Raw genomic sequence first — 25,277 nt, forward strand, 5'->3', positions numbered from 1 at the left:
CAATCACGGGCCGCGGAACTGGCCCAATCATGGCTCGATCATGGCCAGTCATGGTCCGGTTGCGGTCCGATCATGGTCCGGTCCCGCTCGGGTCCCGCTCCGGTCAGTCCCGGCCCAGGACCTTCGTCAGCACGTCCAGGGCCTCCGGATACAGCCGCTCCCGGGGCGTGCCGTACCCCACGACCAACCCCTGCGGGCGCCCCGGGCCGGGAGTGTGCCAGTGCTCGCCCAGACGGCCCACCGCGAGGCCCGCCGCCTCCGCCCGCGCCAGCACCTCCGCCTCGTCGCCGACCTCCACCAGCGCGTGCAGCCCGGCCGCGATGCCGCGCACGCCCCGGCCCGCGCCCACCCGTTCCAGGAGCAGGTCCCTGCGGCGGCGGTAGCGCAGCCGGCACGCGCGTACGTGCCGGTCGTAGGCGTGGCTGTGGATCAGCTCGGTCAGCGCGAGCTGCCCGATGGACTCGGTGTGGTGGTCGCTGTGCAGTTTGGCGTCGGCGACCGCGTCCACCAGTTGCGGCGGCAACACCATCCAGCCGAGCCGCAGCGCGGGCCCGAGCGTCTTGGAGGCGGTGCCCAGATAGACCACCTGCCCCGGCGCCATCCCCTGGAGCGCGCCGACGGGCTGGCGGTCGTAGCGGAACTCCCCGTCGTAGTCGTCCTCGACGATCAGCCCGTCACGCGCGCGTGCCCACTCCGTGAGCGCCCGCCGCCGCCCCGGGTGCAGTGTCACACCGGTCGGGTACTGGTGCGCGGGCGTGACGACCACGGCCCCGGCGTCGCCCAGTTCCCCGACGCGCACCCCGCGCTCGTCCACCGGTACCGGCGTCACGGTCCCGCCGTTGCGTCGTACGACCTCGCGGTGGAAGGGCAGCCCGGGGTCCTCCATCGCGATCCCGGTGCCGCCCAGCACGCGCGTGAGGAGCGCGAGGCCCTGCACGTACCCGGAGGTGATCACGATTCGCTCGGGCGGCGCGATGACGCCCCGCGCCCGCCCCAGATATCCCGAGAGCGCGGTGCGCAGTTCGATGCGGCCGCGCGGGTCGCCGTAGTCGTACGCCAGTGAGGGGGCCGTCGCGATGGCCCTGCGCAGCGCGCGCAGCCAGGCCGCGGCCGGGAACGCCCCGACGTCGGGGCTCCCGGGGCGCAGGTCGAAACGCGGCTCACGCGCGTGTGCGGCGGCGCCCGGCGGTTCGGCGGCGTCGGACGGCAGGGCCGCGACCCGGGTGCCCGAGCCCTGTCGCGCCGTCAGATATCCCTCGGCGACCAGTTGGTCGTAGGCGGCCTTCACCGTGTTGCGCGAGATGCCGGTCTCGGCCGCGAGCCGCCGGGTGGCAGGCAGCCGGCTGCCGGGCGCCAGCCGCCCCTCCCGCACGGCGTCCCGCAGCGCCCGTTCCAGCCCGGCCCGCCGCCCTTCGGCGGCATCCGGTTCCAGGTGCAGGTCGACGCCGACACCGGACCAGAAGTCGTTCAACGCAGTCCCCCTAGACAGAAGCGCCCCTGGACGGAAGTCCTGCTGGACAGGTGAATGGCCGGGTACCCACCAGTACCCGGCCATCGATCAGCTGATGTGTCAGCCCTTCAGCGAAGCCATCCAGGCCTCGACCTCGTCGGAGCGGCGCGGCAGACCGTCCGACAGGTTCCGGTTGCCGTCCTCCGTGACGAGGATGTCGTCCTCGATCCGGACGCCGATCCCCCGGTACTCCTCGGGCACCGTCAGGTCGTCGGCCTGGAAGTACAGACCGGGCTCGACCGTCAGCACCATGCCGGGCTCCAGCGTCCCGTCGACGTACGACTCCACGCGCGCGGCGGCGCAGTCGTGGACGTCCATGCCGAGCATGTGACCGGTGCCGTGCAGCGTCCAGCGGCGCTGGAGGCCGAGCTCCAGGACGCGCTCGACCGGGCCCTCGACCAGGCCCCACTCGACGAGCCGTTCGGTCAGCACGCGCTGCGCGGCGTCGTGGAAGTCGCGGTACTTGCCGCCCGGCTTGACGGCCTCGATACCGGCCTCCTGGGCGTCGTACACGGCGTCGTAGATCTTCTTCTGGATCTCGCTGTAGCGGCCGTTGACCGGCAGCGTGCGCGTGACGTCGGCGGTGTAGTACGTGTGGGTCTCGACGCCCGCGTCGAGCAGCAGCAGGTCGCCGGAGCGGACCGGGCCGTCGTTGCGCACCCAGTGCAGCGTGCAGGCGTGCGGACCGGCGGCGGCGATGGTGCCGTAGCCGATGTCGTTGCCCTCCACGCGTGCGCGCAGGAAGAACGTGCCCTCGATGTAGCGCTCGCTCGTCGCCTCGGCCTTGTCCAGGACCTTCACGACGTCCTCGAAGCCGCGGACCGTCGAGTCGACGGCCTTCTGGAGCTCGCCGATCTCGAAGTCGTCCTTGACGAGGCGGGCCTCGGAGAGGAAGACGCGCAGTTCGTCGTCGCGCTCGGCGGTGACCTTGTCGGTCAGGGCCGCCTCGATGCCCGCGTCGTGGCCGCGCACGACCCGCACCGGGCCGGTGGCCTCGCGCAGCCTGTCCGCCAGCTCGCGCACGTCGGAGGCCGGGATGCCGTACAGCCGCTCCGCCTCGGTGAGCGAGTGCCTGCGGCCGACCCACAGCTCGCCCTGGCCGGACAGCCAGAACTCGCCGTTCTCGCGGTCGGAGCGCGGCAGCAGGTAGATGGTGGCCTTGTGGCCGTCGGCGACGGGCTCCAGTACGAGGACGCCGTCCTCCGTCTGGTTGCCGGTGAGGTACGCGTACTCGACGGAGGCGCGGAAGGCGTACTCCGTGTCGTTCGAGCGGGTCTTCAGGTTGCCCGCGGGGACCACCAGGCGCTCGCCCGGGAAACGCGCGGAGAGCGCGGCACGGCGGGCGGCGGTCTCGGCGGCCTGGGCGATCGGCTCCAGGTCACGCAGTTCCGTGTCGGCCCAGCCGGACTTCATGCTCTCGGCCAGCTCGTCGGAGACGCCTGGGTACAGGCCGTTCTTCCGCTGCTTGATGGGCTCCTCGGACTCAGTCTCCGGGCCCGCTGCGGTAGCAGCATCATCCGGCACAGCCGGGGTGAGCTCGTCGGCCACGGTCATCCTCCTTGATACGGCACTGGACCCCCTCCATCGTACGGACGTACGTAAGGGGGTCCAGGGCCGAAGGTCCTGTTGCCGGGCCGGCCACCCGATGTCACCTCCGCGCTACTCGAAGCGCGCCGCCAGCAGCACCACGTCCTCGTCGCTGTCCCGCTCGGCCGCGCCGTCCGGCAGGAGGGTGCGCAGCACGTGGTCGGCGATCGCGCCCGGGTCGTGCCGCAGCGGTCTCGGAACCCCCGCGGCGGCCGCGTGCAGCCGGGCGAAGGCACGGTCGACGGGCTCGCCGGTGCGGTGCAGCAGTCCGTCCGTGTAGAGCAGAACCGTCTCGCCCGGCTCGGCCTCCATTTCGACGCTCGGCGCCTCCCAGCAGGCCAGCATGCCCAGCGGGGCGGAGACGGAGGTCTCGACGAACTCCGTGCGCCGCTCGCCGACCAGCAGCGGCGGGCAGTGCCCGGCGCCGGCCAGAGTGATCTTGCGCAGGGCGGGTTCGCAGTAGGCGAACAGGGCGGTGGCGGACCGGGCGGGCTCGGTCAGCCGCAGCAGCAGCTCCAGGTCGGACAGGACGGCGACCGGGTCCTCGCCCTCCATCACGGCGTACGCCCGCAAGGAGGCGCGCAGTCGGCCCATCGCGGCGACCGCGCTCGGCCCGGACCCGGTGACGGACCCGACGGCGAGGCCCAGCGCGGCGTCCGGCAGCGGCAGCGCGTCGTACCAGTCGCCGCCCCCGCGCGGGCCGGTGTGATGCCGGGCGGCGAGCTGGACGCCGGGTACGCGCGGCAGCCGGGAGGGCAGCAGCTCCTCGGCCATCGTCCTCATGGACGTGCGGGTGCGTTCGAGCTCCAGGAGCCGCGCCAGGTGCTCGGCGGCGTACCGGACGTACAGGCCGATCAGGTGACGCTGACGCTCGTCCGGCTCGGCGGGCTCGTCGTAGAGCCATACGGCCGCGCCCAGACGGCCGGGAGCACCGTCCGTCTCCAGGGGCAGCGCGTAGCTGGCGGCGTAGCCGAGGCGGGCGGCCACCTCGCGGTGGCGGGGGTCCATGCCGTCCTCGGCGAACAGGTCGGGCTCGGCGATCTCCCCCTCGCCGCCGGGCAGCCCCTCGAGGATGCGGCCGTAGGACAGGGCGCTGCGCGGCACGGTCTCGATATGGCCGAGATCGGCGCGGCCGAGGCCCAGTCCGATCATGGTGTCCGGCCCGAGCCGGTCGGCGGGCTCCAGGACGACGAGACCGCGCCGGGCGCCCACGAGGGCGGCTCCGGCGTGCAGCATCTCCTGGAGGGTCTCCGTCAGCGCGTCCGTGCGGGCCAGGCGTTCGGTGAGTTCGTGGAGGGTGGTGAGATCGGAGACCCAGCCGGCGAGCCGGTCGGTCAGGAGGGCGCCCGGGCCGGTGGAGCCGGGTGCGCCGGTGGGGGCGGCAGGGACCGTCGGGGCGCCCGGGGTGGCGGGCGCGGGCGCGACAGTGTGTGCGGGCGAGGGAACCGTTGAATCGATTCCAGCCACTTTCGGAGGGTGAGGGGCGTTCATGGTGTCCGGCTCTCGGACCGGAGCGTATTGCTCAAAAGCATCGCAAACCCCCATGTCATTCTGCGCCGCTAGCGGTGTCTCCACATGTACACGCACTCGTGAGGGGATGTCCAGCATTGTCCTGCTGGGCTTGCTGGTGTCCGTGGGCTCTTTGGGAGAATCGGGCACAGTTCTTCCGGCTCCCTTGCGGAATTGTAAAGTTGGCTTAAAAATGCCTCGGGTAACGGGTGATTGCGGTCGACTGGGCTTGCTCCACGGAGCGTCACAGCGGTCGTGATGGGTACGTACTCGGTAAGGGCCAGGTGTCGTCGGGAGCTCGTTGGGAGCCTCCCGGAACCTGGTGACCGGCCCGGGCGTCATAGTCATCGACGACCGTGCCCCATCCTCCCGTGGCGGAGGCGGAGAGAAATACGCGCGACGGTAAACGCCAGACTTCGCCACCCCACGCCACGCCCAGGCATTAGATGGATGCAAGTCGGACGGAGTGGCCGCGGAAGCAGCCACCGCTCGACCCTGAGGGGTTCCCCTTGTCTCGTACAGGGGTGTGATGCGCCAACAGGTACGCACAGTGAAGTGATCGACACATGATGTGATGTGGCCCACGGTGTTGCCAGCGGTGCAACGGAAAGGAACGAGCGCTCATGCGCGAGATCCTCGGAAAGCGACGCAGGCTCCTGTCCCAGTCCAGCGACAGAGGACCTGAGTTGATCGACTCGGCCCTGACCTTCGCGACGGAATGGCAGTGGCCCGTCCTCCCGGGCGTGACGGCGGACCCGCAGGGGCGTTCCCGCTGTGGCTGTCCCGACCCGGAGTGCACGGTCCCCGGTGCTCACCCCTTCGACCCCGGCCTGCTCGCGGCCACCACCGAAGCGCGCATGGTGCGCTGGTGGTGGACCAACCGGCCGACCGCACCGATCATCCTGGCCACCGGGGGCACGGCTCCCTGCGCGGTCAGTCTCCCCGCCCTCGCGGCCTCGCGCGCGCTCGTGGCGCTCGACCGGCAGGGCATCCGCCTCGGCCCGGTCGTCGCCTCGCCCACCCGCTGGTCGATCCTCGTCCGGCCGTACACGATGGAGCAGCTGGGTGAGCTGCTCTACGCCAAGGACTTCGTGCCCGGCTCCCTCCGCTTCCACGGCGAGGGCGGCTACATCGCCCTGCCGCCGTCCGAGACGGGTCGCGGCGACATCCGGTGGGAGCGCGCGCCGCTGCCCGGTTCGGCCTCGCCCTGGGTGCCCGACGTCGAGGCCGTGGTGGACGCCGTCGTCGACGCCCTCACTCGTACGGGTGTGAGCGCACCCGAGTTGTAGGGGTGTCGGGCGCGCGCCGGACAGGACACCGGCGTTCGCCCTCTATCTTCCGCTACATGAACCTTCGTCTCCTCGCCCTCGTGGGCGCCGTGGCAGGCGCGATCGCGCTGCCCCTGGCCATGGCGTCCGCGGGGCCGGTCGGCGACGAAGGGCGTACGGCCGGCGCGGTCGAAGTGGCCGATATCCGCGCCACCGGCGGTACGGATCCGAAGGCGCCGCCCGTCGAACCCTCCCGGTCCCCGCTGCTGCTCGGCCTGGGGCTGGCCACCGCCGCCCGCTGCGGCCCCGAACTCACCTCCCCCGACGGTGTGGAGGCGCAGACCTGCGTGCTGTCCCAGGGTGACGACAGCTGGGCGCGCACCTATTACCGCAATGCCACCGGGCGCGCCCTGGACGCCTTCCTGAGCCTCATGGGGCCCGAGGGCCGCACTGTGCGGACGCGCTGCGCCGTGGGTGCCGAGGACGAGCCGGAATCCTGCGAGACACCCCATGAGCGGACCCGGGGCGAACTGGCGGCGTACACGGCGGTCGCGGAGTTCGCGCGCGCGACAGGCGACGGACCGCTGCTGCTGCGCTCCGGGAGCAACACCCGTTCTGATGAACGCAGTTGACGTGCGACTGAACCCTGTAAACGGCGCCGGGCATGAAAAGACCCGGTTGCTGACGACGGGGGATGCATCAGCAACCGGGCAACTCGAACGGTAACAAGAGATCTGCTCCACGCAAATTCGATCTCTTGTTTTCATCGGTATTCCGGACACCGGCGAAACGGCGCTTCTCACGCCGACTCACCCTGTGCGGGCGGGAGTTGTGAGCGGAGTCACGCACCCGCCGACACAAGGAGTGCTGACCGGTCGGTCAGTTCGGCCGGGGTCCTCGGCTGTACGTCAGCTGAGCGTCACCTGTCGGTTGGTCAGACCGCCCCGCGCGCGGCGCTCGTCGGCCGTGAGCGGCGCGTCCGAGGCCAGGGCGGTGGCGAGCCGCTCGGCGAACTCGGCCGCCGGCTTCTCCACGTCGTCCGCCGTGACCGCGCTCGGCAGGTCCCAGACCGGCACCGTCAGGCCGTGCGCCCGGAAGGAGCCGACCAGGCGCGTGCCCTCGCCGAGGCTCGAACGGCCCGCCGCGTGCAGCCGCGCGAGGGCGTCCAAAAGCCGCTCCTCCGGATGCGGCATGACCCAGCGCAGGTGGTTCTTCTCCGGCGTCTCGCACCAGTACGCGGCGTCCACGCCGGTCAGCTTCACGGTCGGGATCGCCGCGGCGTTGGCGCGCTCCAGGGAGGCGGCCACCTCCGGCGCGGCGTTCTCCGGGTCCGGGACCCAGAACTCGAAGCCGCTGTGCACAACTGGCTCGAACACGCCTTCGGCGTCGAGCAGATCCTGCATCCGCGGACCGTCGGCCGGCGCCCGGCGCGCCTGCACCGGAGTGCCGGGGTCGGCATCCAGCGCCCGCCGCAGGGTGTCGGCCAGGTCGCGGCTGATGTCGCCCGACGGCGTGTCGTTCTGCAGGCCGAGGAGCACCGAGCCGTCGTCGCGGCGCAGCGCGGGCCAGGCCATCGGCAGCACCGTGGCGAGCGTGACGGACGGGACGCCCTCGGGCAGACCGCCCTTGAGTGGCAGCTCGACCGTGGCGGCCGGCACCAACTCACGCAGCGCCACCCAGTCGCCCTCGCCCGGCAGGCCTTCGAAGGGGCGCTGCACCAGCTCGGTCACGGCATGCGCGGCGGCCCGGCCGTGACAGGCCTTGTAGCGGCGGCCGCTGCCGCACGGGCAGGGCTCCCGCGCGCCGACGACCGGGATGTCCGCGTCGGTGGGCTGCGGCCGCTTGGCCTTCGTCTGGGGTCGCTTCTTGGCCATCTGGGTGTCTCCCGGGTACGGCTCGTCTGGTACGGCGGGAGCCTAGCCGTTCGTACGCTCCGTCACGGGAACCTGTGGACGACGCGGGGGCTGTGGACGACGATCACCGCGCTCGGCCCCGCGGTCTCTCCGGCCTCTTCGACGACTCTCCCCGACCGTTTCCGACCGCCTGCGGTTGTTCTGACGACCCGTTCCCACCGTCTCCGGTTGTTCTGACGACCGTTCCGACCGTTCCGACCGTTCCGACCCGTCTCCGGCTGCCTCCGGTGTCGTTCCGACGACTGTTCCGACCGTCTCCGGTCTAGTCCAGGTCGTCGAACGCGTCCGCGAAGTCCAGGCCGGGCATCGACGCCACCGAAGGGGCCGCGATCCGGGAAGCGAAGTCGTCGCGCCGGCAGCCCGCGTCGGGGTCGTAGACGTCCGCGTGGACGACGACCCAGACCGTGACCTCGCCGCGGGCGTCGTCCCGAACGCCCCAGTCGTCGGCCAGCGCCGTGATGATGTTGAGCCCGCGGCCGCCGTGCGCGGTGACGGAGGGCGTGGCCGGGGCCGGACGGGTCGGGCCGCCGCCGTCGGTCACCTCGACCACCAGCCGGCCACCCTGATCGACACGCCATGCGGCCCGGACGTCGCCGTCCCCGGCCAGGGCGTCGCCCAGTGGCCTGCCGTGCTTGCACGCATTGCTCAAAAGTTCGGAAAGGATCAGTACGGCGTCATCGATGACCGATTCCGACACCCCGCCCGTGCGCAACTGATCGCGCATGCGGTGTCTCGCATTACCCACGCCCGCAGGGCCATGGGGTACGGCCATGCTCGACGACGCGGGCACCTCCTGTGCCACCACCAACGCCACCCCCGAGACCTCCTTCGCCCCACGCCACGGTGTGGATGCCCCATTGGCCTGTACCGGAAACCGGCCAATGCGGCCCCGGCGACGCATTCGTCATGATCGAACACGGACCGAACGCGCCGGAGCACTCCCTGTGAGGGGCCTGTCAGTGAGTGGCTAAATTTGGACGGTATGGCTGAGAACGGAGGATGCTGTAACGGCGCTGTGGGGTCAAGAGGTATGGACGGGGCTTCTGTGACTTCTGGGACTTCTGTGACTTCCGCCGGACGCCGCTCAGCGGCCCAGCCGTCGCAGCACCTCGCCCGGGCGGTTGGTGATGATGGCGTCGACGCCCAGCTCGACGCAGAGGTCGACGTCCTCCGTCTCGTTCACGGTCCACACGTGCACCTGGTGCCCGGCCCCCTTCAGGCGCTCGATGTACGCCGGATGGTTGCGCACGATCCGGATCGAGGGGCCGGCGATCCCGACCCCCGCGGGCAGCCGCCCGTCGCGCAGCCGGGGCGAGACGAACTGCATCAGGTAGACCGTCGGCACCGTGGGCGCGGCGCCGCGCACGCGATGCAGCGAGCGGGCCGAGAAGCTCATGATCCGCACCGGGGACTCGGCCGCCGAGGCCGGCGCGTCCAGGCCGAACCGCTTCAGCAGCACCAGCAGCCGCTCCTCCACCTGTCCGGCCCAGCGCGTCGGATGCTTGGTCTCGATGGCCAGCTCCACCCGGCGCCCCGCGTCGGAGACGAGCTCCAGCAGCCGCTCCAGGGTCAGGACGGAGGTCTCCTCGCGGTCCTCGGGCCGGACCTCCCAGTCGGGGTCCTCCTCGCGCGCGTGCCAGGCCTCGCGGGCCTCCCGTGTCTTCCAGGAGCCGAAGTCCAGCGCCGCGAGGTCGGCGAGCTCCAGGGCGGAGACCGCCCCGCGGCCGTTCGACGTACGGTTGACGCGACGGTCGTGTACGCAGACGAGATGGCCGTCCGCGGTCAGCCGTACATCGCACTCGAGGGCGTCCGCACCGTCCTCGATCGCCTTCTTGTACGCGGCCAGGGTGTGCTCGGGGGCCTCCTCGGAAGCCCCGCGGTGGGCGACGACTTGAATGTGGTGCTGCCGTGCGTGGGTCACCGCGTCATGGTGCCATCGGCGCCCGGTCGTCTGAGAACCCTCTGAGATGTTTCGATGATGCGCACTTATTGTACGTAATGACCCATATAAGGAATGGCCAAGGACCCACAGCCACCGCTTATGGTGCTCTGACGGCCCGTGGGAAAAGCTGAGGACGTACAAAAGCACATGCACAGCTTCAGCGCGCGGGGTCGACGACAAAGCGCGCGAAAGCGCGACAAGCGCCGACGAGCGTGACCCAGTGCGACCGACGACAACAGCCGTGGATCGAGGAGAAGAGCTGTGAGCACCGAGAACGAGGGCAAGAGCGAGGGCACCCAGGTACCCCCGGCCCCGTCCGCACCCCCCGTGCCGGTGGAATCTCCCTCGGCCTCCCCGCAGGCGCCCGCGCCCGACGCCGGCGCGCCCACGACTCCGCTCCCGGCGGCGCCCGCGCAGGCACCGGAAGCCGGTCACGCCTCCGCGGGCGCGCCCGAGGGCCACTGGCCGCCGCCCACCGCCCCGCAGGGAGCCCCGGCCCCGGTCGACGGCGACTGGCCGCCGCCGGCCGCTCCGCAGGCCGCCCCGGCCCCGCAGGGAGCCCCGGCCGCCGCCGACGACTGGCCGAACCCGGCCCCGGCGACGCCCGTCTACGCCGACGCCGGCGCGGGCACGCACGCGTACGGCACCCCCGGCTCCACCGACGTCGCTGCCGGTGGCCCCGGTGCGGTCGGTGGCCCCGGTGGCCCCGGCGGGACCGTCTGGGGTGCCTCCTACCAGCAGCCCGCGCCCAAGTCGGGCCGTGGCCGCGGCGGGCTCGTCGCCGCGATCCTGGTCGCCGCGCTGGTCGCGGGCGGCCTGGGCGGCGGACTCGGCTACACGCTGGCCAAGAACGACGACGACACCGGCTCGACGACCGTCTCCGCCTCCACCAACGGCGGCGACGTGAAGCGCGACCCGGGCACGGTCGCCGGGGTCGCCGCCAAGGCGCTGCCCAGCACGGTCACGATCGAGGCCGAGTCCAGCAGCGGCGAGGGCGGCACCGGCACCGGCTTCGTCTTCGACACCCAGGGTCACATCGTCACCAACAACCACGTCGTCGCGGACGCGGTCGACGGCGGCAAGGTGACGGCCACCTTCCCGGACGGCAAGAAGTACGACGCCGAGGTCGTCGGGCACGCCCAGGGCTACGACGTCGCCGTCATCAAGCTCAAGAACGCCCCCTCGGACCTGAAGCCGCTCACCCTCGGCGACTCCGACAAGGTGGCGGTCGGCGACTCGACGATCGCGATCGGCGCCCCCTTCGGCCTGTCCAACACGGTCACGACGGGCATCATCAGCGCGAAGAACCGCCCGGTGGCCTCCAGCGACGGCACCAGCAGCGCCGCCTCCTACATGAGCGCCCTCCAGACGGACGCCTCGATCAACCCGGGCAACTCCGGCGGCCCGCTGCTGGACGCCTCGGGCAACGTCATCGGCATCAACTCCGCGATCCAGTCCACCGGCAGCGGCGGCCTGGGCGGCACCACCCAGTCCGGCTCGATCGGCCTCGGCTTCGCCATCCCGATCAACCAGGCCAGGTACGTCGCCCAGCAGCTGATCAAGACCGGCGAGCCGGTGTACGCCAAGATCGGCGCGTCCGTCTCCCTGGCGGACTCCACGGAGGGCGCGAAGATCACCGACACGGCCGAGGGCGGCGCGTCCGCGGTCGAGACGGGCGGCCCGGCGGACCAGGCCGGCCTCAAGCCCGGCGACGTCATCGTCAAGCTCGACGACATGGTGATCGACAGCGGCCCGACCCTCATCGGCGAGATCTGGACCCACCAGCCCGGCGACAAGGTCACGATCACCTACGAGCGCGACGGCAAGTCCCACACCGTGGACCTCACCCTCGGCTCCCGCAAGGGCGACAGCTGACGCCCACGCGCGCGTGCCCACCCGTCTCTCCGGTCCCCGCGGCGCCGATCAAGAACGGCGCGGGGCTGGCTGGCCGAGCGGCCTACGGGAACGGTCGATGAACGAACAGAGGCGGTCTGCCGGAAGCGTTGCTTCCGGCAGACCGCCTCTGTTCGTCGCGAGCTACGGGATCACGGGATCACGGGATCAGAGAAGCGCACCGTCGGTGATCTTGGTGGCGATGCCGTTCTCGATCACGACCTCGGCCTCCACGCCCTTCTTGGCGGCCTTCTCCAGGTCGGCCTCCTCGCACGGGGCGTCCACCTTCGAGCCGGCGGTGCCGCAGATCTGGCCCCCGCCCAGGATCACGGTGTCCTCGGCGAGGTAGAAGGCCTGCTGTTCACCGCCGGAGCCCTGGGCCGCGGGCCCGTCGACCTGGTACTTGCCGGGCGCCATGTACCGCACGATGCCGTACCAGGTGCCGTTGACGCCCTTGCCCTTGTTGAGACCGTCCACGACGCCCTCGCTGCCGCCGGACGTGCTCCCGGGGTCGGTCGTGGCGCCGCCGCCGGAGGTGCTCCCGGGGGCGGTCGTGCTGCCGCCGGTCGTGCTGCCGCCGGAGGACGACGCGGAGGCGCGGCGCTCGGTGATCTGTGTCGCGGCGCCGTCCTTCATCTCCACATCGGCGTTGACGGAGCGTCCGCCCTTGGTGGCGGTCTCCAGGTCGGCCTCCTCGCACGGGGCGTCCACCTTCGAGGAGGCGTCGCCGCAGATGGTGCCCGCGCCGAGGATCTTGGTGTCGTCCGCGATCCAGAACTGCTGGTCGGACTTGCCGGACACGCTGACGATGTACTTGCCGGACGCGAGGTACGTCACCGTCCCGCCCGCGAAGGTGCCGCTGACGCCCTTGGCGCCGGACTTGTTCGCCGCCGCAGCCGTTTCGGTCTTGCCGGAGGAGCTGTCGGCTGCGTCGTTGCCCTGGTTGCACGCCGACATCAGCAAGGTGCCGCCCAGGAGCGCGGCGGAGACGAGGAAGGCCTTGCGACGGTTGCGAGTCATGGGTCAATTCCCCTGATTAGTCGGCTGGTTGGTGCTGAGGTGCGTCGTTCCCCCAGCGCTGTTGATCACTATGAGGGGACCGGGAGTCAAAAGGATGCCTCGGTCCTTGATCCAGGACGACGTCGTCACCGTCCCGTGACATGAACAACTCGGTTACACAGAACCGGGGTTGCCGCTCCGCGCCACGAACCGGGGGCATCGACGGCCTCGGCTCACCTCCGCGGACGTCATCCGCTTTCCGAGCGTGATCGGGTGGGGGAATCGCGGTCGGCAACCGTGGCGTGGGCATGACCGAAGTGACATGGCATGTTCACGCTCGATTTACGTGGACACCTCCTCTGCCCTCGATCCTCGCGATCATGGAATCTCTGAAGGCTCTGAGACTGACCGTGCCCATGGGACTCGCCGCCCTCGTGCTCACCGTGGCGGGCTCGATGTCCACGGCGTCGGCGACGACGTACTGGTCGTACAGCAACGACTACGAGGGCCAGTGCCTGGTCTCGTCGACCGTGAGCGACAAGGTCTGGTCGGACACCTGCAATGACGGGCTCTCCACCCGAAACTGGTACTGGGGTTCGGATTCCTACACCCGCAACTACGACGGCACGGTGTTCCGCCGGCTGGTGAGCAAGGCCAACGGCATGTGTCTCACCACGGACAGCAAGACCGCGACCAACGCTGTCTGGATGAGCGCCTGCGGGAATGCCCCCGGGCAGTGGTGGAGCGGCGATGACCACTACCTCGAATGCGACTTCATCTCCGGAACCGGGGTGTTTCTTCGCACCTCGGGCAACGGTGCCGCCGTCTACACCACCAACTACATCGGCGAAGGCGGCATCGACCCTGCCCGCTGGGTCTGGTGGGGCGCACACAGCTGACGCTGCCACGACGTGAAGAAGGCCCTCACACCCGGGAGGAGCGAGGGCAGTGGACCATGCTCCCCGCTTCGAGCCCGCGCCCGGTAGTCTGTACCCGCTCCGCCCCAGGTGGGCAGGGGCGCGGGTGGGTTGCCCGAGCGGCCTAAGGGAACGGTCTTGAAAAACGCGAGAGCGTGACAGCGTTCCGGTGGACCCAGATCTTGCCCACTCCGCAGGTCATAGACGTACTGGTCAGAAGGGGTGCCTCTCACTGAGGGGCACCCCTTCGGCGTGGGGCTGTCTCACCTTGATCTGGCTCTGTCGCGTTGTGGACCAGTGCGTGTGGACCAGGTGTGGACCACGGTTCGGCCTTGGAGCCTCGAACTTGCTGGTGGCCGCAACGCAGGCACCGATCATGTGCCTGGCTGTCACTCACTCCGCCCCGCAGGAAGAGGGAGCGACAGCCAGATCAGTGGAACGATCGCTCAGTCTCAGTGATGGGTGAGGAGCTCCCGCAGTAGTCGGAAGACGTTCGCAGCAGCCGAGACTGCGGCCAGAACCATGCCCAGCCGGGGCTTCGAGTTGTGCTGCTCTCTCTGTCGCGAGGTACCGTCAGGGAACACGATGCATCACCTCTCTTGTGGTGATCTTCGGTGCCCGTCGGGGCGAGTCGAAGCTGTCCAGGCCGCTCGCACCGACGGGCTTCTTTGTGATGTAGGGAAGCACGAGATCGGCTGTTCGCAAATCCGATCTCGGCTATTCGGACACCGATTTACCTGCCCCAAACGGGAGTTGTGATCGGAGTCACCTCGATCACCCCCAGGACGCGTAGGAGCGGCATCCTCCCCCTGGCGTTAGGTGAGGATGCCGCCCTGCGTGGACGTCCGTGTCGGCTAATCCTCTTCGGCGGCCTCCAAGGCCCGCTCGATCTGTTCATTCGAGCGCTGCTGGTTGCGGTGGATCGCCTTCGCGTAGAAGCGGAACAGGACCGCGATGCTGTGGCCTGCCCGGCGTGCCACCTCGGCGGGGGAGACGCCGGACTCCAGCCAGAGCGAGACGCCCGCGTGGCGCATGGAGTACGGCACGTCAGCCAGTGGAGAGGCCGCCTCGGACTGCGTCAGTACCGCGAGCCGGGCAGCCTTCCACGCTTCCCCGTACTCCTTGGACAGGAGGTGGCCGCCCTGAGCCGCGCGAAAGAGCCAGCCGTCCTCGGCAGTGCCGAACTCTTTGATGTGCTCGCGGACCAGGCGCACGAGAACCGGCGGAATCGGCACCGCGCGGGTGGCCTTGCGGGCCCGCTTCTTCAGGCCGCGCGTATCGAACGACTCGCCCGTGTCGGTCCAACCGGAGCCGACTCGGGGCATGCTCACGGAGAGCAGGACTTCGCCCCAGCCCTCTTCGGGAAGTGTGAAGTCGTCTGCCCGGAGACTGGCCGCTTCACCAGGTCGGTTGGCCGCGTAGTAAAGGCAGCCGAAGAACGCCATCAGATGCCGGCCGCGTTCGCCCTGCTCGCCGACAGCGTCGATCAGCGCCTTTGCCAGCTTGGGGCCGGGGACGAACCGGAAGTCGATCTCGTCGTCCGTCTCGGGTGGGGTCCGGTCGACCTTGTCGAGGGGCAGAGTCGTCAGTAACTCCCGCTCTACCGCGTACCGCAGACAGTTGCTGAAGACCGTCCGCTTGCGGTTCACCGTGTTCTCGGCAGCGGCAGCGGCAGTGCCGTCCTGCTTCTGCTTCAGCGCGTCGAGCGAGGTGCGTACCACCGAGGGCGTGTTGAGATCGGCGATGTCTACGGACTTCCGGCCGATCCAGTCCAGCGCGGCCACGATCTCGGCCGGTGGCTCTTCGACGTCGAGACGTGGCCGCAGCGTTCCGTCGTCGCCGAGTACGAACCGGTTGGACCGACTCCCCGGGTGGGCGCCCCTGCGGGGATTCACAGCTGTCCAAGTGGTAGGGGGCTTCCGTGTCCCGTACGGTGGATCTATCGGGTCGTCAAATTGAGGTATTCATCGTGGTTCCGGTTGGGAATAGGGTTTGACATGGCTCATGAGCCTGAAGATTCAAGGGCGGGCAGACGGTTGCATCAGCCTGTTGACGTTGGGACTCACGTGATTCAAGTTCCGTCCCACGTAACGAAGTACCTGCAATCGCTGGAACCCGGCGAGCGCCTCCCAGATTTGGAGGGAACTCGGGTATGGATCGGCCGCACCAACGACCGTCTTGAACTTCACCTGGGTGACATTGACCGTTCGACGTTGAATAACTAACTGGCGGCGATGTTCTCCCGTCACCGAAGCTCTTAGGTCGTGTCGGGTTCGCTGGTCAGCAGGTCGCACAGTGACTTCGTCAAAGGGGCGCCTGTAATCAACTCCAGCCAGTACCACTGGCCGTTGGGGTTAATCTCCAAGAAGAAATACTGGCCGTCAGGTGTGAGGATCAAGTCAATCGCCCCGAAGCGTAGGCCGAGGCGCCTGACCAGTTCGACGCACAGCCAACTCAAACCCTTTGGTAGATCCAGAACGCGATGGGGGAGATCGTAAATCTCGGCACGGCGGAAGTCAATCCGGGCATCCTCGAAGCCTGTCGACTCGATCCCAATGGCAAACAGTTCTTCCCCGAAGACAGTGACACGAACGTCCATCTCCTTCTCTACGAATTCCTGCAGGAAGGTTGGACCGAATCGCACGGATTCGATTTGATCGAGGTCCTCCGTCGTGAGCAAGTGGGTGTATAGCCTGCAACCTTGCTGCGGATAGGCAATGAACGGATAGGTCAAGACCTTTACGATGACCCCTCTGCGGCATGAAGAGATAAAGCGGGCCGCGGCGTCGACGTCGTTCGTCACTGTGAAGCGGGGGACGGTGAAGCCCATCTCCGCAGCCATGTCGAGTTGCATCACCTTGGCGCTTGCGGTCCTGATCGCGCGGGGATCACTGACCCAGCGTGAGTGCATCCCACTCCATACTGATTTGAACAAGTGATCACATTCGGAGCGGGCCCACTTTTGCTCTTCCGCTGTCAACTCGTCTGACAGTTGGAACTCTCCTGGTCGGCGGTACCATACGCTCTTGATGTGAGCCAAATCTAGATCAAATTCGGCCCACCTCAGTGTCGCACGCACGCCTTTAGATGTGCTTTCCACCGTTACCGTCGACGATGCGGGATAATTCGCCGGATCGTAGATCCTGAAGTCTTCACCGCGACTTGATAACTCGGCTGCGACTGACGCAACGTGACCATCACCTTTAGGGCTGGAGATGATTAGGATCACGTTAACACCCCGATGTCCGAGAACTGTACGTCCGCCCCATCCGCCGTAACGCAGAGATTCCCCGTCAAGGGGCTTCGAGCCTGAAAGAGGAGGGCTGGATCGCCCTCCTCAAGGTTCACCCACTCTGCTGCCACCCGGATGACGAACGGGAGTGGTCGGTCGTCATGCGTCGTTGCTTCCTGGTGCGAGATGGAGGAACTCCCTACTAGACCGGCTCTTGGTCGGTGCAATGAACGTCACCAGTCGGCGTGTTCGTCGATGCACACCCGGTCCCGCATCGTGCGAGCTTCCCGGAGTCGCTACCTAGCAACGATCTCAGGCTGGCTTCGGCCAACTCCACCGGAAGAATGAGCAGCTCTTCTCCCTGCTCTGAGGGGTCTTGCGACTGCGTCTGCGTCTGTGTGTCACTCATGACTATGCCTTCAGACTGGACGGCGTCTTCTCTTCCATGCTAATCGCGCCATTGGGAGAACGCATCTTGAGCCGACCCTTAGGAGTTGTCCCGAGAGTGCGGGAGGGGCGGCCGCAAGCTGCTTGGGGTCTGGGGAAACGGAGTTCGACGTCCTTCTTGATGCAGAGGCCTCGGACGACATTCAACTGTTTGGTTTCGTAGGTGTGCTGTTGAAGGAGATGGTCGTCGGCCTGCTTCTGCCACTGGTTCGTGATCGCGCCCAGTCGGGGCAGGATCATGGCGCACTCGGCAGCCGAGAGTTCACCGCCGCCGTCGTCCGGGCGATCGAGGAGTGGTCTCAGCGGGGTGGAGAAATCGTTCCAAGAGCGCTCTCCGCTCAAGCCCCATATCTCGGAGAGGGGGGAACTCTTAGAAGCCATCTCAATTGGGTGCCTCGGTAGGCTGTCGGCTGTGGTGGGAATCGTTGAGCGGCTGGTGCCGGACGAGTTGTGGGAGCTGTTCCAGCGGGTGGCACCTGAGGCCCCCACGCGGCCTCAGGGCGGTGGTCGACGACGGCACGGTGACCGTGAAGTGCCGGCCGCGATCGTGTTCGTGGCGACGTCGGGGCTGTACATGGCAGCAACTGCCCTCGGCCTCCTTCGGGCCGTCCGGGGCAACTGCTCACCGCCGGTTCACCGAGTGGACGAAGGCACAGGTGTGGGCCAAGCTGCACCGCCTCGTACTCGACGAACTGGGCTCCCGCGGCGACCTGGACTGGTCCCGTTGCGCGATCGGTTCGGTGAACATGCGGGCCCAAAAAAGGGGGAGTTGACGGGTCCGAATCCCGTCGATCGGGGCAAGTACGGCTCAAAGATCCACCTGGTTACCGAGCGGAGCGGTCTGCCCCCTGTCTATCGGGATTTCCGGTGCCAACGTCCATGACAGCCAGGCCCTGATTCCGTTGGTGAAGGGCATACCCCCGGTCCGCTCGCGCCAGGCCCCCGTCGTCGCAGGCCCGGCAAGCTCCATGCCGACAAGGGCTACGACTACACTCACCTGCTGCGATGGTTATCCAAGAGGGGAATTGGGCACCGCATCGCCCGCAGGGGAGTTGAGACCCAGCAGCGGTTGGGGCGTCACCGTTGGACCATCGAACGGACTATGTCCTGGCTCGCCGGCTGCCACCGTCTCCACCGCCGCTACGAGCGCAAAGCCGAGCACTTCCTCGCTTTCACGAGTATCGCCTGCACCCTCATCTCCGTTGGCAATCACCAATTGAGATGGCTTCTTAATTCTGTGCCAGCCGTGCTCTGCGTGCGGCGACGCCGCTGTAGGGCCAGGCGGCGTCCGGACTGTTGGTGTCTCCATCTCCCGGGGAGGCGCTGGCAGCCGAAAACAGGGCCAGTGGACCCCGTGTGGACCATGCTCCTCGCTTCGAGCCCGCGCCCGGTAGTCTGTACCCGCTCCGCCCCAGGTGGGCCGGGGCGCGGGTGGGTTGCCCGAGCGGCCTAAGGGAACGGTCTTGAAAACCGTCGTGGCAGCGATGTCACCGTGGGTTCAAATCCCACACCCACCGCAGGTGAACGGCCTCTGACCAGGTGAATCGGTCGGGGGCCGTTCTAGACGGCGAGCAGTCCGGCGAGTGTCAGGGCCGCGACCGCGGTGAGGAGCCGCGGCTTTCGCCAGCCCGGGCCCGAGGCCTGGCGGGTCAGCTCCCAGGCGCAGACGAGGCCGCCACCGAGGCCCAGCGCGCTGCGCAGCAGGAAGACGGTGGTGTGCACAGGGAGCCTCCAGGACCTTCGAACGGACGGGAAGGCTACCCCTGGTGGTGGCGGTCGTCTCCGGCGGAGGTGCGGGTCCTGATCCGCGAGCAGGACGACGGGTGTTTGGGGCTCGCGGGCATGACCGTTTCTTGGCCGGGCTCACGGTCGATCATTGCTGTTCCTTCATCCCGCCTTGGGCTGCGGCGCTGTGTCTTTGACAGGGAACTCCAAGGGCTTGTGGCCCTGGGGGGTTTCCGGCTCCGGGGCTCGTTCGGTGGTTTGACCGGACGGCGCCCGAGGAGCCGTCCCGTCGCATCCTGATCGACCGTGAAGGACAAGCGTGTCTCGTTCACCTCGCGCCGCCCGGGCGGCCCGCGTCATGGGCACCCTCGCGGCTTCGGCCGCGCTCGCCGTCGGTGCCGCCCATACGGCGCTCGCGTGCAGCATCGGCGACTTCTCCGCAGCCGCCGTTTGTGACGCCGACGGCCACGGCGTCATCCAAGTCACCGACAAGGACGGTTCCGGCACGCCGGCCACCGTCTTCCTGTACCTCCAGCTGAACCAGCCGATCAACAACGAACGGCTCGTCGACACCCAGAAGATCGAGCACCCGACGGCGCAGGGCGTCACCGTCGATCTCGATCCCCAGGTGTGGCACGCCGGCGTGACGTTCCGCGTGCACGTCAAGGCGGGCGACCAGGTCGACGAGGACATCCAGCCCCTGGTCGTCGTCCAGGACGAGACCTGTGCTTCCGCCGGTCCCTCGCCCTCGCCCTCGGCGTCCGGCCCGCCGTCGTCCTCGTCTTCGCCCGCGTCATCCCCGTCGCCCGCGTCGTCCTCCGCCTCGGCGGGGGCGCAGCCGACGTCGGCGCAGGGCGGCGGCGCGCCGTCGCCCGCGGGTGGTGGCACGGTCCTCGCCGAGACCGGGGCGTCCGGCCCTACGCCGGTGGCCGTCGGTGTCGGCGCCGCGCTGGTTCTGGCCGGCGGCGGCATCGTCCTCGGGCTCCGCCGTCGGACCGCACAGCGCTCGCACTGACCGTGAGGCGTCGGGGGGCTGTCACGGATCGGGGCGGTGCGTGGTCATGCGGGCCGCCGACGTGATCGTCCCCCGCGCCTCCCGTGCCGTCAGGCCGGTTCGTACGGCGGCGTCGACCAGGTCCTCGGTCAACTCCGGGCCGATGCCGTCCTCGTAGGCGCGGCAGGCCGCCCAGAACAGCCGTGTGTTGCGTTGCCCCTCGTGGGCGGCCAGGACGAACTGGACCAGGCCCCGGCCGTGTGCGCCGCCCGCCGTCGAGCCGGGGCCCGGGCGGGAGGAGCGCGGCGGTGGCAGCAGCAGGCGCAGGAGGGAGCGCGGGCAGGGCGCGGGGGTGAGGTGGGCGGTGCCGGGGGCGGTGGCGTAGACGCCGTGGGCGGTGCGGGAGCCGGGGCCGACCAGGTAGCCGCCGGCGCCCCGGATGTCGATGCCGGGGGCGAGGCGGCCGGCCGAGTTGGGGACGACGACGTCCGGCGGGCCGGTGAGCCACAGGTGCCGTCCGCCGGACGGGGTGAGGACGACGATCGTGGGCGGGATGGTGAAGAGGTGGCGCAGGGCCAGTTCGCGCAGGGCGGCCGTGGAGTCCGTGTCCGACTTGGTGTCCAGGTCGACGCCGATGAGGTGGTGCGGAGACAGGCCGCAGGCGATGCCGTAGCCGGTGGCCCAGGGCGCGGCGGCGAACAGTTCGCGGATGCGGGCCGGGTCGGTCGAGGCGTCGTACACGCCGTGGCCGAGGCGGCCGCACTCGCCGTGGCAGGGCGGTCCCGTCGGCTCGGGGGCGTCGCGGTGGGGGGAGCGCAGGGCGGGGAGTTTCGTCCGGGACAGGGGGATGACGGCCAGGCCGCGTTCGGCGGCCGACAGGGCGTGGGCGAGGGCCAGCGTGGTGGCCTGCCGGGGGTACCGGTCGGTGGTGGCCATGGAACCAGTGTCGTACGTGTGTTCGATAAAGGGAAGAGGGTGGGCCGCGACGCGCCCGAGAACGGCCGTCCGGGACGGAAAAATGCCGGAACGCTTCGCCTCTTGCGGGGCACGGGAGGCGAGTGTCCGACTTGTCGGGGGTTATGGCGTCACGTGCAGGAAAAGTGGTGCTAGGGGTTTATCGACTTGTCATCACGCTTGAGTGCGAATCACGGCTTCCGGGGTGGTTCGCCGGGGATTCGGTGGGCAACTCTGGTCTCGCGACGTCGTCACAAACGCCGGGGCGGTCGGCCAACTGCCCAGGTGAAAGCCGTGCTTCACGCACTTCGGTGCTTCACACACTTCGGTACTCACGCACTTCGGTACTCACGTACTTCCGTTCTGGAGGAACCACATGGCAAGCATCCGTACCGCCCGCGTCATCGCCGCCGTCTCCGCCCTCCCGCTGGCGGCCGCCCTCTTCACCGGCGTCGCGGTGGCGGACAACGGCGGCTTCGCGGACGACGGATCGAACGCGGGTGTCGCGAGCATCTCCGGCAGCGGTGTCGGGCGAGATAACAGCGGCAACTCGGCCACCACGCAGCAGAACGCCGTCGGCTCGGGCGCCTCGAACCAGAGCAATACCGCGCAGGTCAACGGGTCCGCGTTCACCGCGGTCAACCAGGGCAACAGCAACGTCGCGCTCGCCTTCACCCCACTGTGGTGGTGATCTGAGGGGACCGGGGACCGGCGCCGGCCCCGGGGGGAGCTTCGCGCCGGGTGGGGGCTGTGGGGGCTGTGGGGGGTGACAACGCGTCTGCGCGGCGGTACTTCGGTGCCGCCGCGCAGGCGTTTTCATGCAGGGAAGTGACCTTGACAGGTATTCAGATCTGACGGACAGTCAGAAACTGTTCTCGGTAGGTCCCGGCGATCCCCGGCATCAGCGTCCCCTGCATCCCCGGCATCCCCTGCAATCCCCGGAAAGCCCTGGTAAGCCTTTTCCCGCGGAAGGAGTACGGCCGTGGACGACGAGCTCCATGCGCGGCTCAAGGCCTACGAGGGCCGCCCCGCGGCGGTCGCGGGCATCGGCCGGGACCCTGTCAACGCGCCCATGATCCGGCACTGGTGCGAGGCGACGGGCGACCGGAACCCCGCGTACACCGGCCCCGGCGCGATCGCCCCACCGACCATGCTCCAGGCGTGGATCATGGGCGGCCTGAGCGGCCACGAGGGGCGTGCGCAGGCCTACGACGAGCTGCTCTCCCTCCTCGACGAGGCGGGCTGCACCTCGGTCGTCGCCACCGACTGCGAGCAGGAGTACCTGCGCCCGCTGCGGCCGGGGGACGAGGTCGCCTTCGACACGGTGATCGAGTCGGTCTCGCAGCGGAAGACCACCAAGCTGGGCACCGGGTACTTCGTCACGACCCGGACGGACGTGCGTGTGGGCGAGGCACTGGTCGGCACCCATCGCTTCCGCATCCTCAAGTACGCGCCGAGGGCGCACGCGCCGACGGCGACCGGACGGGAGGAGAAGGCGCAGGGGCGGCAGGAAGCACCGCGGCGGCCGCGTCCCGTCGTCAACCGGGACAACGCCGGTTTCTGGGAGGGCGTCCGGCGCCACCGCCTCCTCGTCCAGCGCTGCACCGCCTGCGACACGCTCCGCTTCCCCTGGCTCCCCGGCTGCAACGCCTGCGGCTCGCCGGAGTGGGACACCGTCGAGGCCGGCGGCGAGGGCACGGTCTTCTCGTACGTCGTGATGCACCACCCGCCCTTCCCGGCCTTCTCCCCGCCCTACGCGATCGGGCTGATCGAGCTCGCCGAGGGTGTCCGCATCATCAGCAACGTGGTCGACGTGCCCTACGACAAGGTGCGGATCGGCATGCCCGTGAAGCTGGAATTCCGGTCCTACGACGATGAGGACGGCGAACTGGTGCTCCCCGTGTTCCGGCCCCGCACGGGGGAGGTGGCCGCGTGAAGGCCGGTGACCAGCTGCCGCCGCTGGAGATCGGGATCACCCGCACCCTGATCGTCGCCGGCGCCCTCGCCTCGCGTGACTACCAGGACGTCCACCACGACCCCGAACTGGCCCGGCGCAAGGGGTCCCCCGACATCTTCATGAACATCCTGACCACCAACGGCCTGGTCGGCCGCTACCTCACCGACCACTTCGGCCCGACGGCCCTGCTCCGCAAGGTCGCCATCCGGCTCGGGGCGCCCAACTACCCTGGGGACACCATGGTGTTGAGAGGCACGGTCGAGGAGTTCGACGGAGCCACCGCCGTGGTGCGGGTCACCGGGGACAACGGGATCGGCAGACATGTCACCGGCACGGTGACGCTCACCGTCCCGTCGGGAGGTGCGGGGTGAGCGTACGGACGCGGGACTCCCTCGGCGGCCGGGCGGCGATCGTCGGCATCGGGGCCACGGAGTTCTCCAAGGACTCGGGACGCAGTGAACTGCGGCTGGCGGTGGAGTCGGTGCGGGCGGCCCTGGCCGACGCGGGACTCACGCCCGCCGACGTGGACGGGCTGGTGACGTTCACGATGGACACCAGCCCGGAGATCACCGTCGCGCAGGCCTGCGGCATGGGCGAGCTGTCCTTCTTCTCCCGGGTCCACTACGGCGGCGGGGCGGCCTGCGCCACCGTGCAGCAGGCGGCGCTCGCCGTCGCGGCCGGGGTGGCCGAGGTCGTGGTCTGCTACCGCGCCTTCAACGAGCGGTCGGGGCGCCGCTTCGGCTCGGGCGTGCGACACCGCGAACCGTCGGCGGAGGGGACGGCGCTCGGCTGGACGCTGCCGTTCGGGCTGCTCACCCCCGCCTCCTGGGTGGCGATGGCGGCGCAGCGCTATCTGTACACGTACGGGCTGACCCCGGAGGACGCGTTCGGGCCGGTCGCCGTCACGGCCCGCCGGCACGCGGCGGTGAACCCGGCGGCGTACTTCCACGACCGTCCGATCACCCGCGCCGACCACGCGGCCTCGCGCTGGATCGCCGAGCCGCTCAGGCTGCTGGACTGCTGCCAGGAGACGGACGGCGGCCAGGCGCTCGTCGTCACCTCGGTGGAACGGGCCCGGGACCTGCCGCAGCCGCCCGCCGTGGTCACCGCGGCCGCCCAGGGCGCCGGCCGGGCCCAGGAGCAGATGACCAGCTTCTACCGCGACGACCTGACGGGCCTGCCGGAGATGTCCGTGGTCGCCCGCCAGCTGTGGCGCGGCTCGGGTCTGGCGCCGGCCGACATCGACGTGGGGATCCTGTACGACCACTTCACGCCGTTCGTGCTGATGCAGCTGGAGGAGTTCGGCTTCTGCGCCCCGGGCGAGGCCCCGGCCTTCGTGGCGGAGGACCGGCTGCCGCTGAACACCCACGGCGGCCAGCTCGGCGAGGCCTACCTGCACGGGATGAACGGGGTGGCCGAAGCCGTACGGCAGCTGCGCGGCACGTCCGTGAACCAGGTGCCGGGGGCCGCCCGGACCCTGGTGACGGCGGGGACCGGGGTGCCGACGTCGGGCCTGGTCCTGACCACGGACGGAGCCACGGACTGAGCCGTGGACCGAGCCGCGGACGGAGCCTTGGCCTGAGCCGCGGACGGAGCCACGGAGAGAGCCACGGAGAGAGCCACGGAGAGAGCCGCGGAGAGAGCCGCGGAGAGGGCCACGGAGGGATGAGCACCCAGGGGTCATCCCGTAGTAGTCGGCGCCGCCTCGTCCACCTTCAGGAGGTGGGGCGGGCACCACCCCTACAACCTGAGACGGACCTGGCTTCGGGACCTGCGGCCGATCCGCCCGAGCGGGCCGCGAACCTAGCGTGGAGTCATGACCACACCCGTCTGCACCAGCGCTTCGAACGGCATGACGCGGCCTTCTCCGTACCCGTCCTTCGCGTCGTACGTCAGGGCCCGTCAGCCGGTGCTGCTGCGCACCGCACGGTCGCTGACCGCGAACCCGAGCGATGCGGAGGACCTGCTGCAGACCGCGCTCACCAAGACGTACGTCGCGTGGGAGCGGATCGAGGACCACCGGGCGCTCGACGGCTATGTCCGCCGGGCCCTGCTGAACACCCGTACGTCGCAGTGGCGCAAGCGCAAGGTCGAGGAGTTCGTGTGCGACGAGCTGCCGGAGCCGGATCCGGTCGCCTCCGCGGACGACCCGGCGGAGCGGCAGGCGCTGCATGACGCCATGTGGCGGGCGATCATGAAGCTGCCCGCGCGGCAGCGGGCGATGGTCGTCCTCAGGTACTACGAGGACCTCAGTGAGGTCCAGACGGCCGAGGTGCTCGGTGTCTCGGTGGGCACGGTGAAGTCGGCGGTGTCGCGGGCGCTCGGCAAGCTGCGCGAGGACCCTGAGCTGGTGCTTGTCCGCTGACGCGAGCCGATCTTCCGGCCCGCCCCGTGATCCGGGCCGTGCCGTGACCTGATCGATCACCGCTC

Annotated in this window: 21 protein-coding genes, 1 tRNA gene and 1 pseudogene; 12 read left to right on the top strand and 11 right to left on the bottom strand. The window is 69.6% G+C overall.

The genetic code is table 11. The features are described from left to right. Positions 1-103: 103 nt before the first annotated feature. The 3 genes from OG933_RS22785 to OG933_RS22795 form a co-directional block, all read right to left on the bottom strand. Complete coding sequence (locus OG933_RS22785; RefSeq protein WP_405628697.1) at positions 104-1,471, bottom strand: PLP-dependent aminotransferase family protein; 1,368 nt, start codon at positions 1,469-1,471, stop codon at positions 104-106. 99 nt (positions 1,472-1,570) lie between these two features. Beyond that, a complete protein-coding gene (locus tag OG933_RS22790; protein ID WP_362524248.1) occupies positions 1,571-3,064 on the bottom strand; it encodes an aminopeptidase P family protein in 1,494 nt (497 codons plus the stop codon). Between the two features lie 105 nt (positions 3,065-3,169). Next, positions 3,170-4,705: a PP2C family protein-serine/threonine phosphatase gene (locus OG933_RS22795; RefSeq protein ID WP_405633481.1), complete on the bottom strand. Its 1,536-nt coding sequence runs from the start codon at positions 4,703-4,705 to the stop codon at positions 3,170-3,172. Positions 4,706-5,229: 524 nt separating this feature from the next. Between OG933_RS22795 and OG933_RS22800 the strand changes: the two genes are divergently transcribed. Both OG933_RS22800 and OG933_RS22805 read left to right on the top strand, forming a co-directional pair. After that, on the top strand, positions 5,230-5,895 hold the full coding sequence (locus OG933_RS22800; protein ID WP_020132756.1) for a bifunctional DNA primase/polymerase: 666 nt from the start codon (positions 5,230-5,232) through the stop codon (positions 5,893-5,895). 56 nt (positions 5,896-5,951) lie between these two features. After that, a complete protein-coding gene (locus OG933_RS22805) occupies positions 5,952-6,506 on the top strand; it encodes a hypothetical protein (RefSeq protein WP_405628700.1) in 555 nt (184 codons plus the stop codon). 276 nt (positions 6,507-6,782) lie between these two features. Here the strand turns inward: OG933_RS22805 and OG933_RS22810 are convergent, their stop codons facing one another. The 3 genes from OG933_RS22810 to OG933_RS22820 form a co-directional block, all read right to left on the bottom strand. Then, complete coding sequence (locus tag OG933_RS22810; protein WP_054242183.1) at positions 6,783-7,748, bottom strand: DUF5926 family protein; 966 nt, start codon at positions 7,746-7,748, stop codon at positions 6,783-6,785. 301 nt (positions 7,749-8,049) lie between these two features. After that, positions 8,050-8,688 (bottom strand): ATP-binding protein, encoded by a 639-nt coding sequence (locus OG933_RS22815; protein ID WP_037736715.1) that lies wholly within the window; start codon positions 8,686-8,688, stop codon positions 8,050-8,052. 183 nt (positions 8,689-8,871) lie between these two features. After that, a complete protein-coding gene (locus OG933_RS22820) occupies positions 8,872-9,708 on the bottom strand; it encodes a glycerophosphodiester phosphodiesterase (RefSeq protein WP_362524242.1) in 837 nt (278 codons plus the stop codon). Between the two features lie 282 nt (positions 9,709-9,990). Between OG933_RS22820 and OG933_RS22825 the strand changes: the two genes are divergently transcribed. After that, positions 9,991-11,604, top strand: coding sequence for a trypsin-like peptidase domain-containing protein (locus OG933_RS22825; RefSeq protein WP_362524240.1), 1,614 nt, complete (start codon positions 9,991-9,993; stop codon positions 11,602-11,604). A 186-nt stretch (positions 11,605-11,790) separates the two neighbouring features. Here OG933_RS22825 and OG933_RS22830 read toward each other — a convergent pair whose 3' ends face one another. Continuing rightward, the gene (locus tag OG933_RS22830; protein ID WP_362267937.1) at positions 11,791-12,642 is read right to left on the bottom strand and encodes a hypothetical protein; all 852 of its coding nucleotides are present in this window, start codon (positions 12,640-12,642) and stop codon (positions 11,791-11,793) included. Positions 12,643-13,001: 359 nt separating this feature from the next. Between OG933_RS22830 and OG933_RS22835 the strand changes: the two genes are divergently transcribed. Beyond that, positions 13,002-13,520: a hypothetical protein gene (locus tag OG933_RS22835; protein ID WP_362530017.1), complete on the top strand. Its 519-nt coding sequence runs from the start codon at positions 13,002-13,004 to the stop codon at positions 13,518-13,520. Positions 13,521-14,392: 872 nt separating this feature from the next. Here OG933_RS22835 and OG933_RS22840 read toward each other — a convergent pair. Further along, positions 14,393-15,322, bottom strand: a complete 930-nt coding sequence (locus OG933_RS22840) for a tyrosine-type recombinase/integrase (protein ID WP_405628704.1) — start codon at positions 15,320-15,322, stop codon at positions 14,393-14,395. 473 nt (positions 15,323-15,795) lie between these two features. Further along, on the bottom strand, positions 15,796-16,767 hold the full coding sequence (locus OG933_RS22845) for an MvdC/MvdD family ATP grasp protein (protein ID WP_405628706.1): 972 nt from the start codon (positions 16,765-16,767) through the stop codon (positions 15,796-15,798). Between the two features lie 862 nt (positions 16,768-17,629). Between OG933_RS22845 and OG933_RS22850 the strand changes: the two are divergent. Next, positions 17,630-18,415 (top strand): annotated as a pseudogene (locus OG933_RS22850) (IS5 family transposase); the annotation flags it as partial. 232 nt (positions 18,416-18,647) lie between these two features. Next, a tRNA-Ser gene (locus OG933_RS22855) sits at positions 18,648-18,734 on the top strand. Between the two features lie 43 nt (positions 18,735-18,777). Here the strand turns inward: OG933_RS22855 and OG933_RS22860 are convergent. Then, positions 18,778-18,939, bottom strand: a complete 162-nt coding sequence (locus OG933_RS22860) for a hypothetical protein (RefSeq protein WP_362530032.1) — start codon at positions 18,937-18,939, stop codon at positions 18,778-18,780. A 322-nt stretch (positions 18,940-19,261) separates the two neighbouring features. On the opposite strand from OG933_RS22860, the gene OG933_RS22865 reads away from it, so the two are divergent. After that, positions 19,262-19,957 carry an LAETG motif-containing sortase-dependent surface protein gene (locus OG933_RS22865; protein ID WP_405628708.1) on the top strand — a complete coding sequence of 232 codons (696 nt, stop codon included), beginning with the start codon at positions 19,262-19,264 and terminating at the stop codon, positions 19,955-19,957. A gap of 21 nt (positions 19,958-19,978) precedes the next feature. Here the strand turns inward: OG933_RS22865 and OG933_RS22870 are convergent, their stop codons facing one another. After that, positions 19,979-20,872, bottom strand: coding sequence for a bifunctional DNA primase/polymerase (locus OG933_RS22870; protein ID WP_362530038.1), 894 nt, complete (start codon positions 20,870-20,872; stop codon positions 19,979-19,981). Between the two features lie 394 nt (positions 20,873-21,266). Between OG933_RS22870 and OG933_RS22875 the strand changes: the two genes are divergently transcribed. The 5 genes from OG933_RS22875 (at position 21,267) to OG933_RS22895 (ending at position 25,212) form a co-directional block, all read left to right on the top strand. After that, positions 21,267-21,581 carry a hypothetical protein gene (locus tag OG933_RS22875; RefSeq protein WP_362530041.1) on the top strand — a complete coding sequence of 105 codons (315 nt, stop codon included), beginning with the start codon at positions 21,267-21,269 and terminating at the stop codon, positions 21,579-21,581. Positions 21,582-21,872: 291 nt separating this feature from the next. Further along, positions 21,873-22,826: a bifunctional MaoC family dehydratase N-terminal/OB-fold nucleic acid binding domain-containing protein gene (locus tag OG933_RS22880; RefSeq protein ID WP_405628711.1), complete on the top strand. Its 954-nt coding sequence runs from the start codon at positions 21,873-21,875 to the stop codon at positions 22,824-22,826. After that, positions 22,823-23,218: a MaoC/PaaZ C-terminal domain-containing protein gene (locus OG933_RS22885; RefSeq protein ID WP_327183945.1), complete on the top strand. Its 396-nt coding sequence runs from the start codon at positions 22,823-22,825 to the stop codon at positions 23,216-23,218. Before OG933_RS22880 ends, OG933_RS22885 begins: the two co-directional genes overlap by 4 nt. Next, complete coding sequence (locus tag OG933_RS22890) at positions 23,215-24,393, top strand: lipid-transfer protein (RefSeq protein WP_405628713.1); 1,179 nt, start codon at positions 23,215-23,217, stop codon at positions 24,391-24,393. Before OG933_RS22885 ends, OG933_RS22890 begins: the two co-directional genes overlap by 4 nt. 270 nt (positions 24,394-24,663) lie before the next feature. After that, entirely contained in the window at positions 24,664-25,212 is a 549-nt protein-coding gene (locus tag OG933_RS22895) for a SigE family RNA polymerase sigma factor (protein WP_020131340.1), read from the top strand. Positions 25,213-25,277 lie beyond the last annotated feature (65 nt).

Origin of the sequence: Streptomyces sp. NBC_00016 (assembly GCF_045040885.1) — a bacterium.
In the GTDB taxonomy this organism is placed as follows: Bacteria; Actinomycetota; Actinomycetes; order Streptomycetales; family Streptomycetaceae; genus Streptomyces; species Streptomyces coriariae.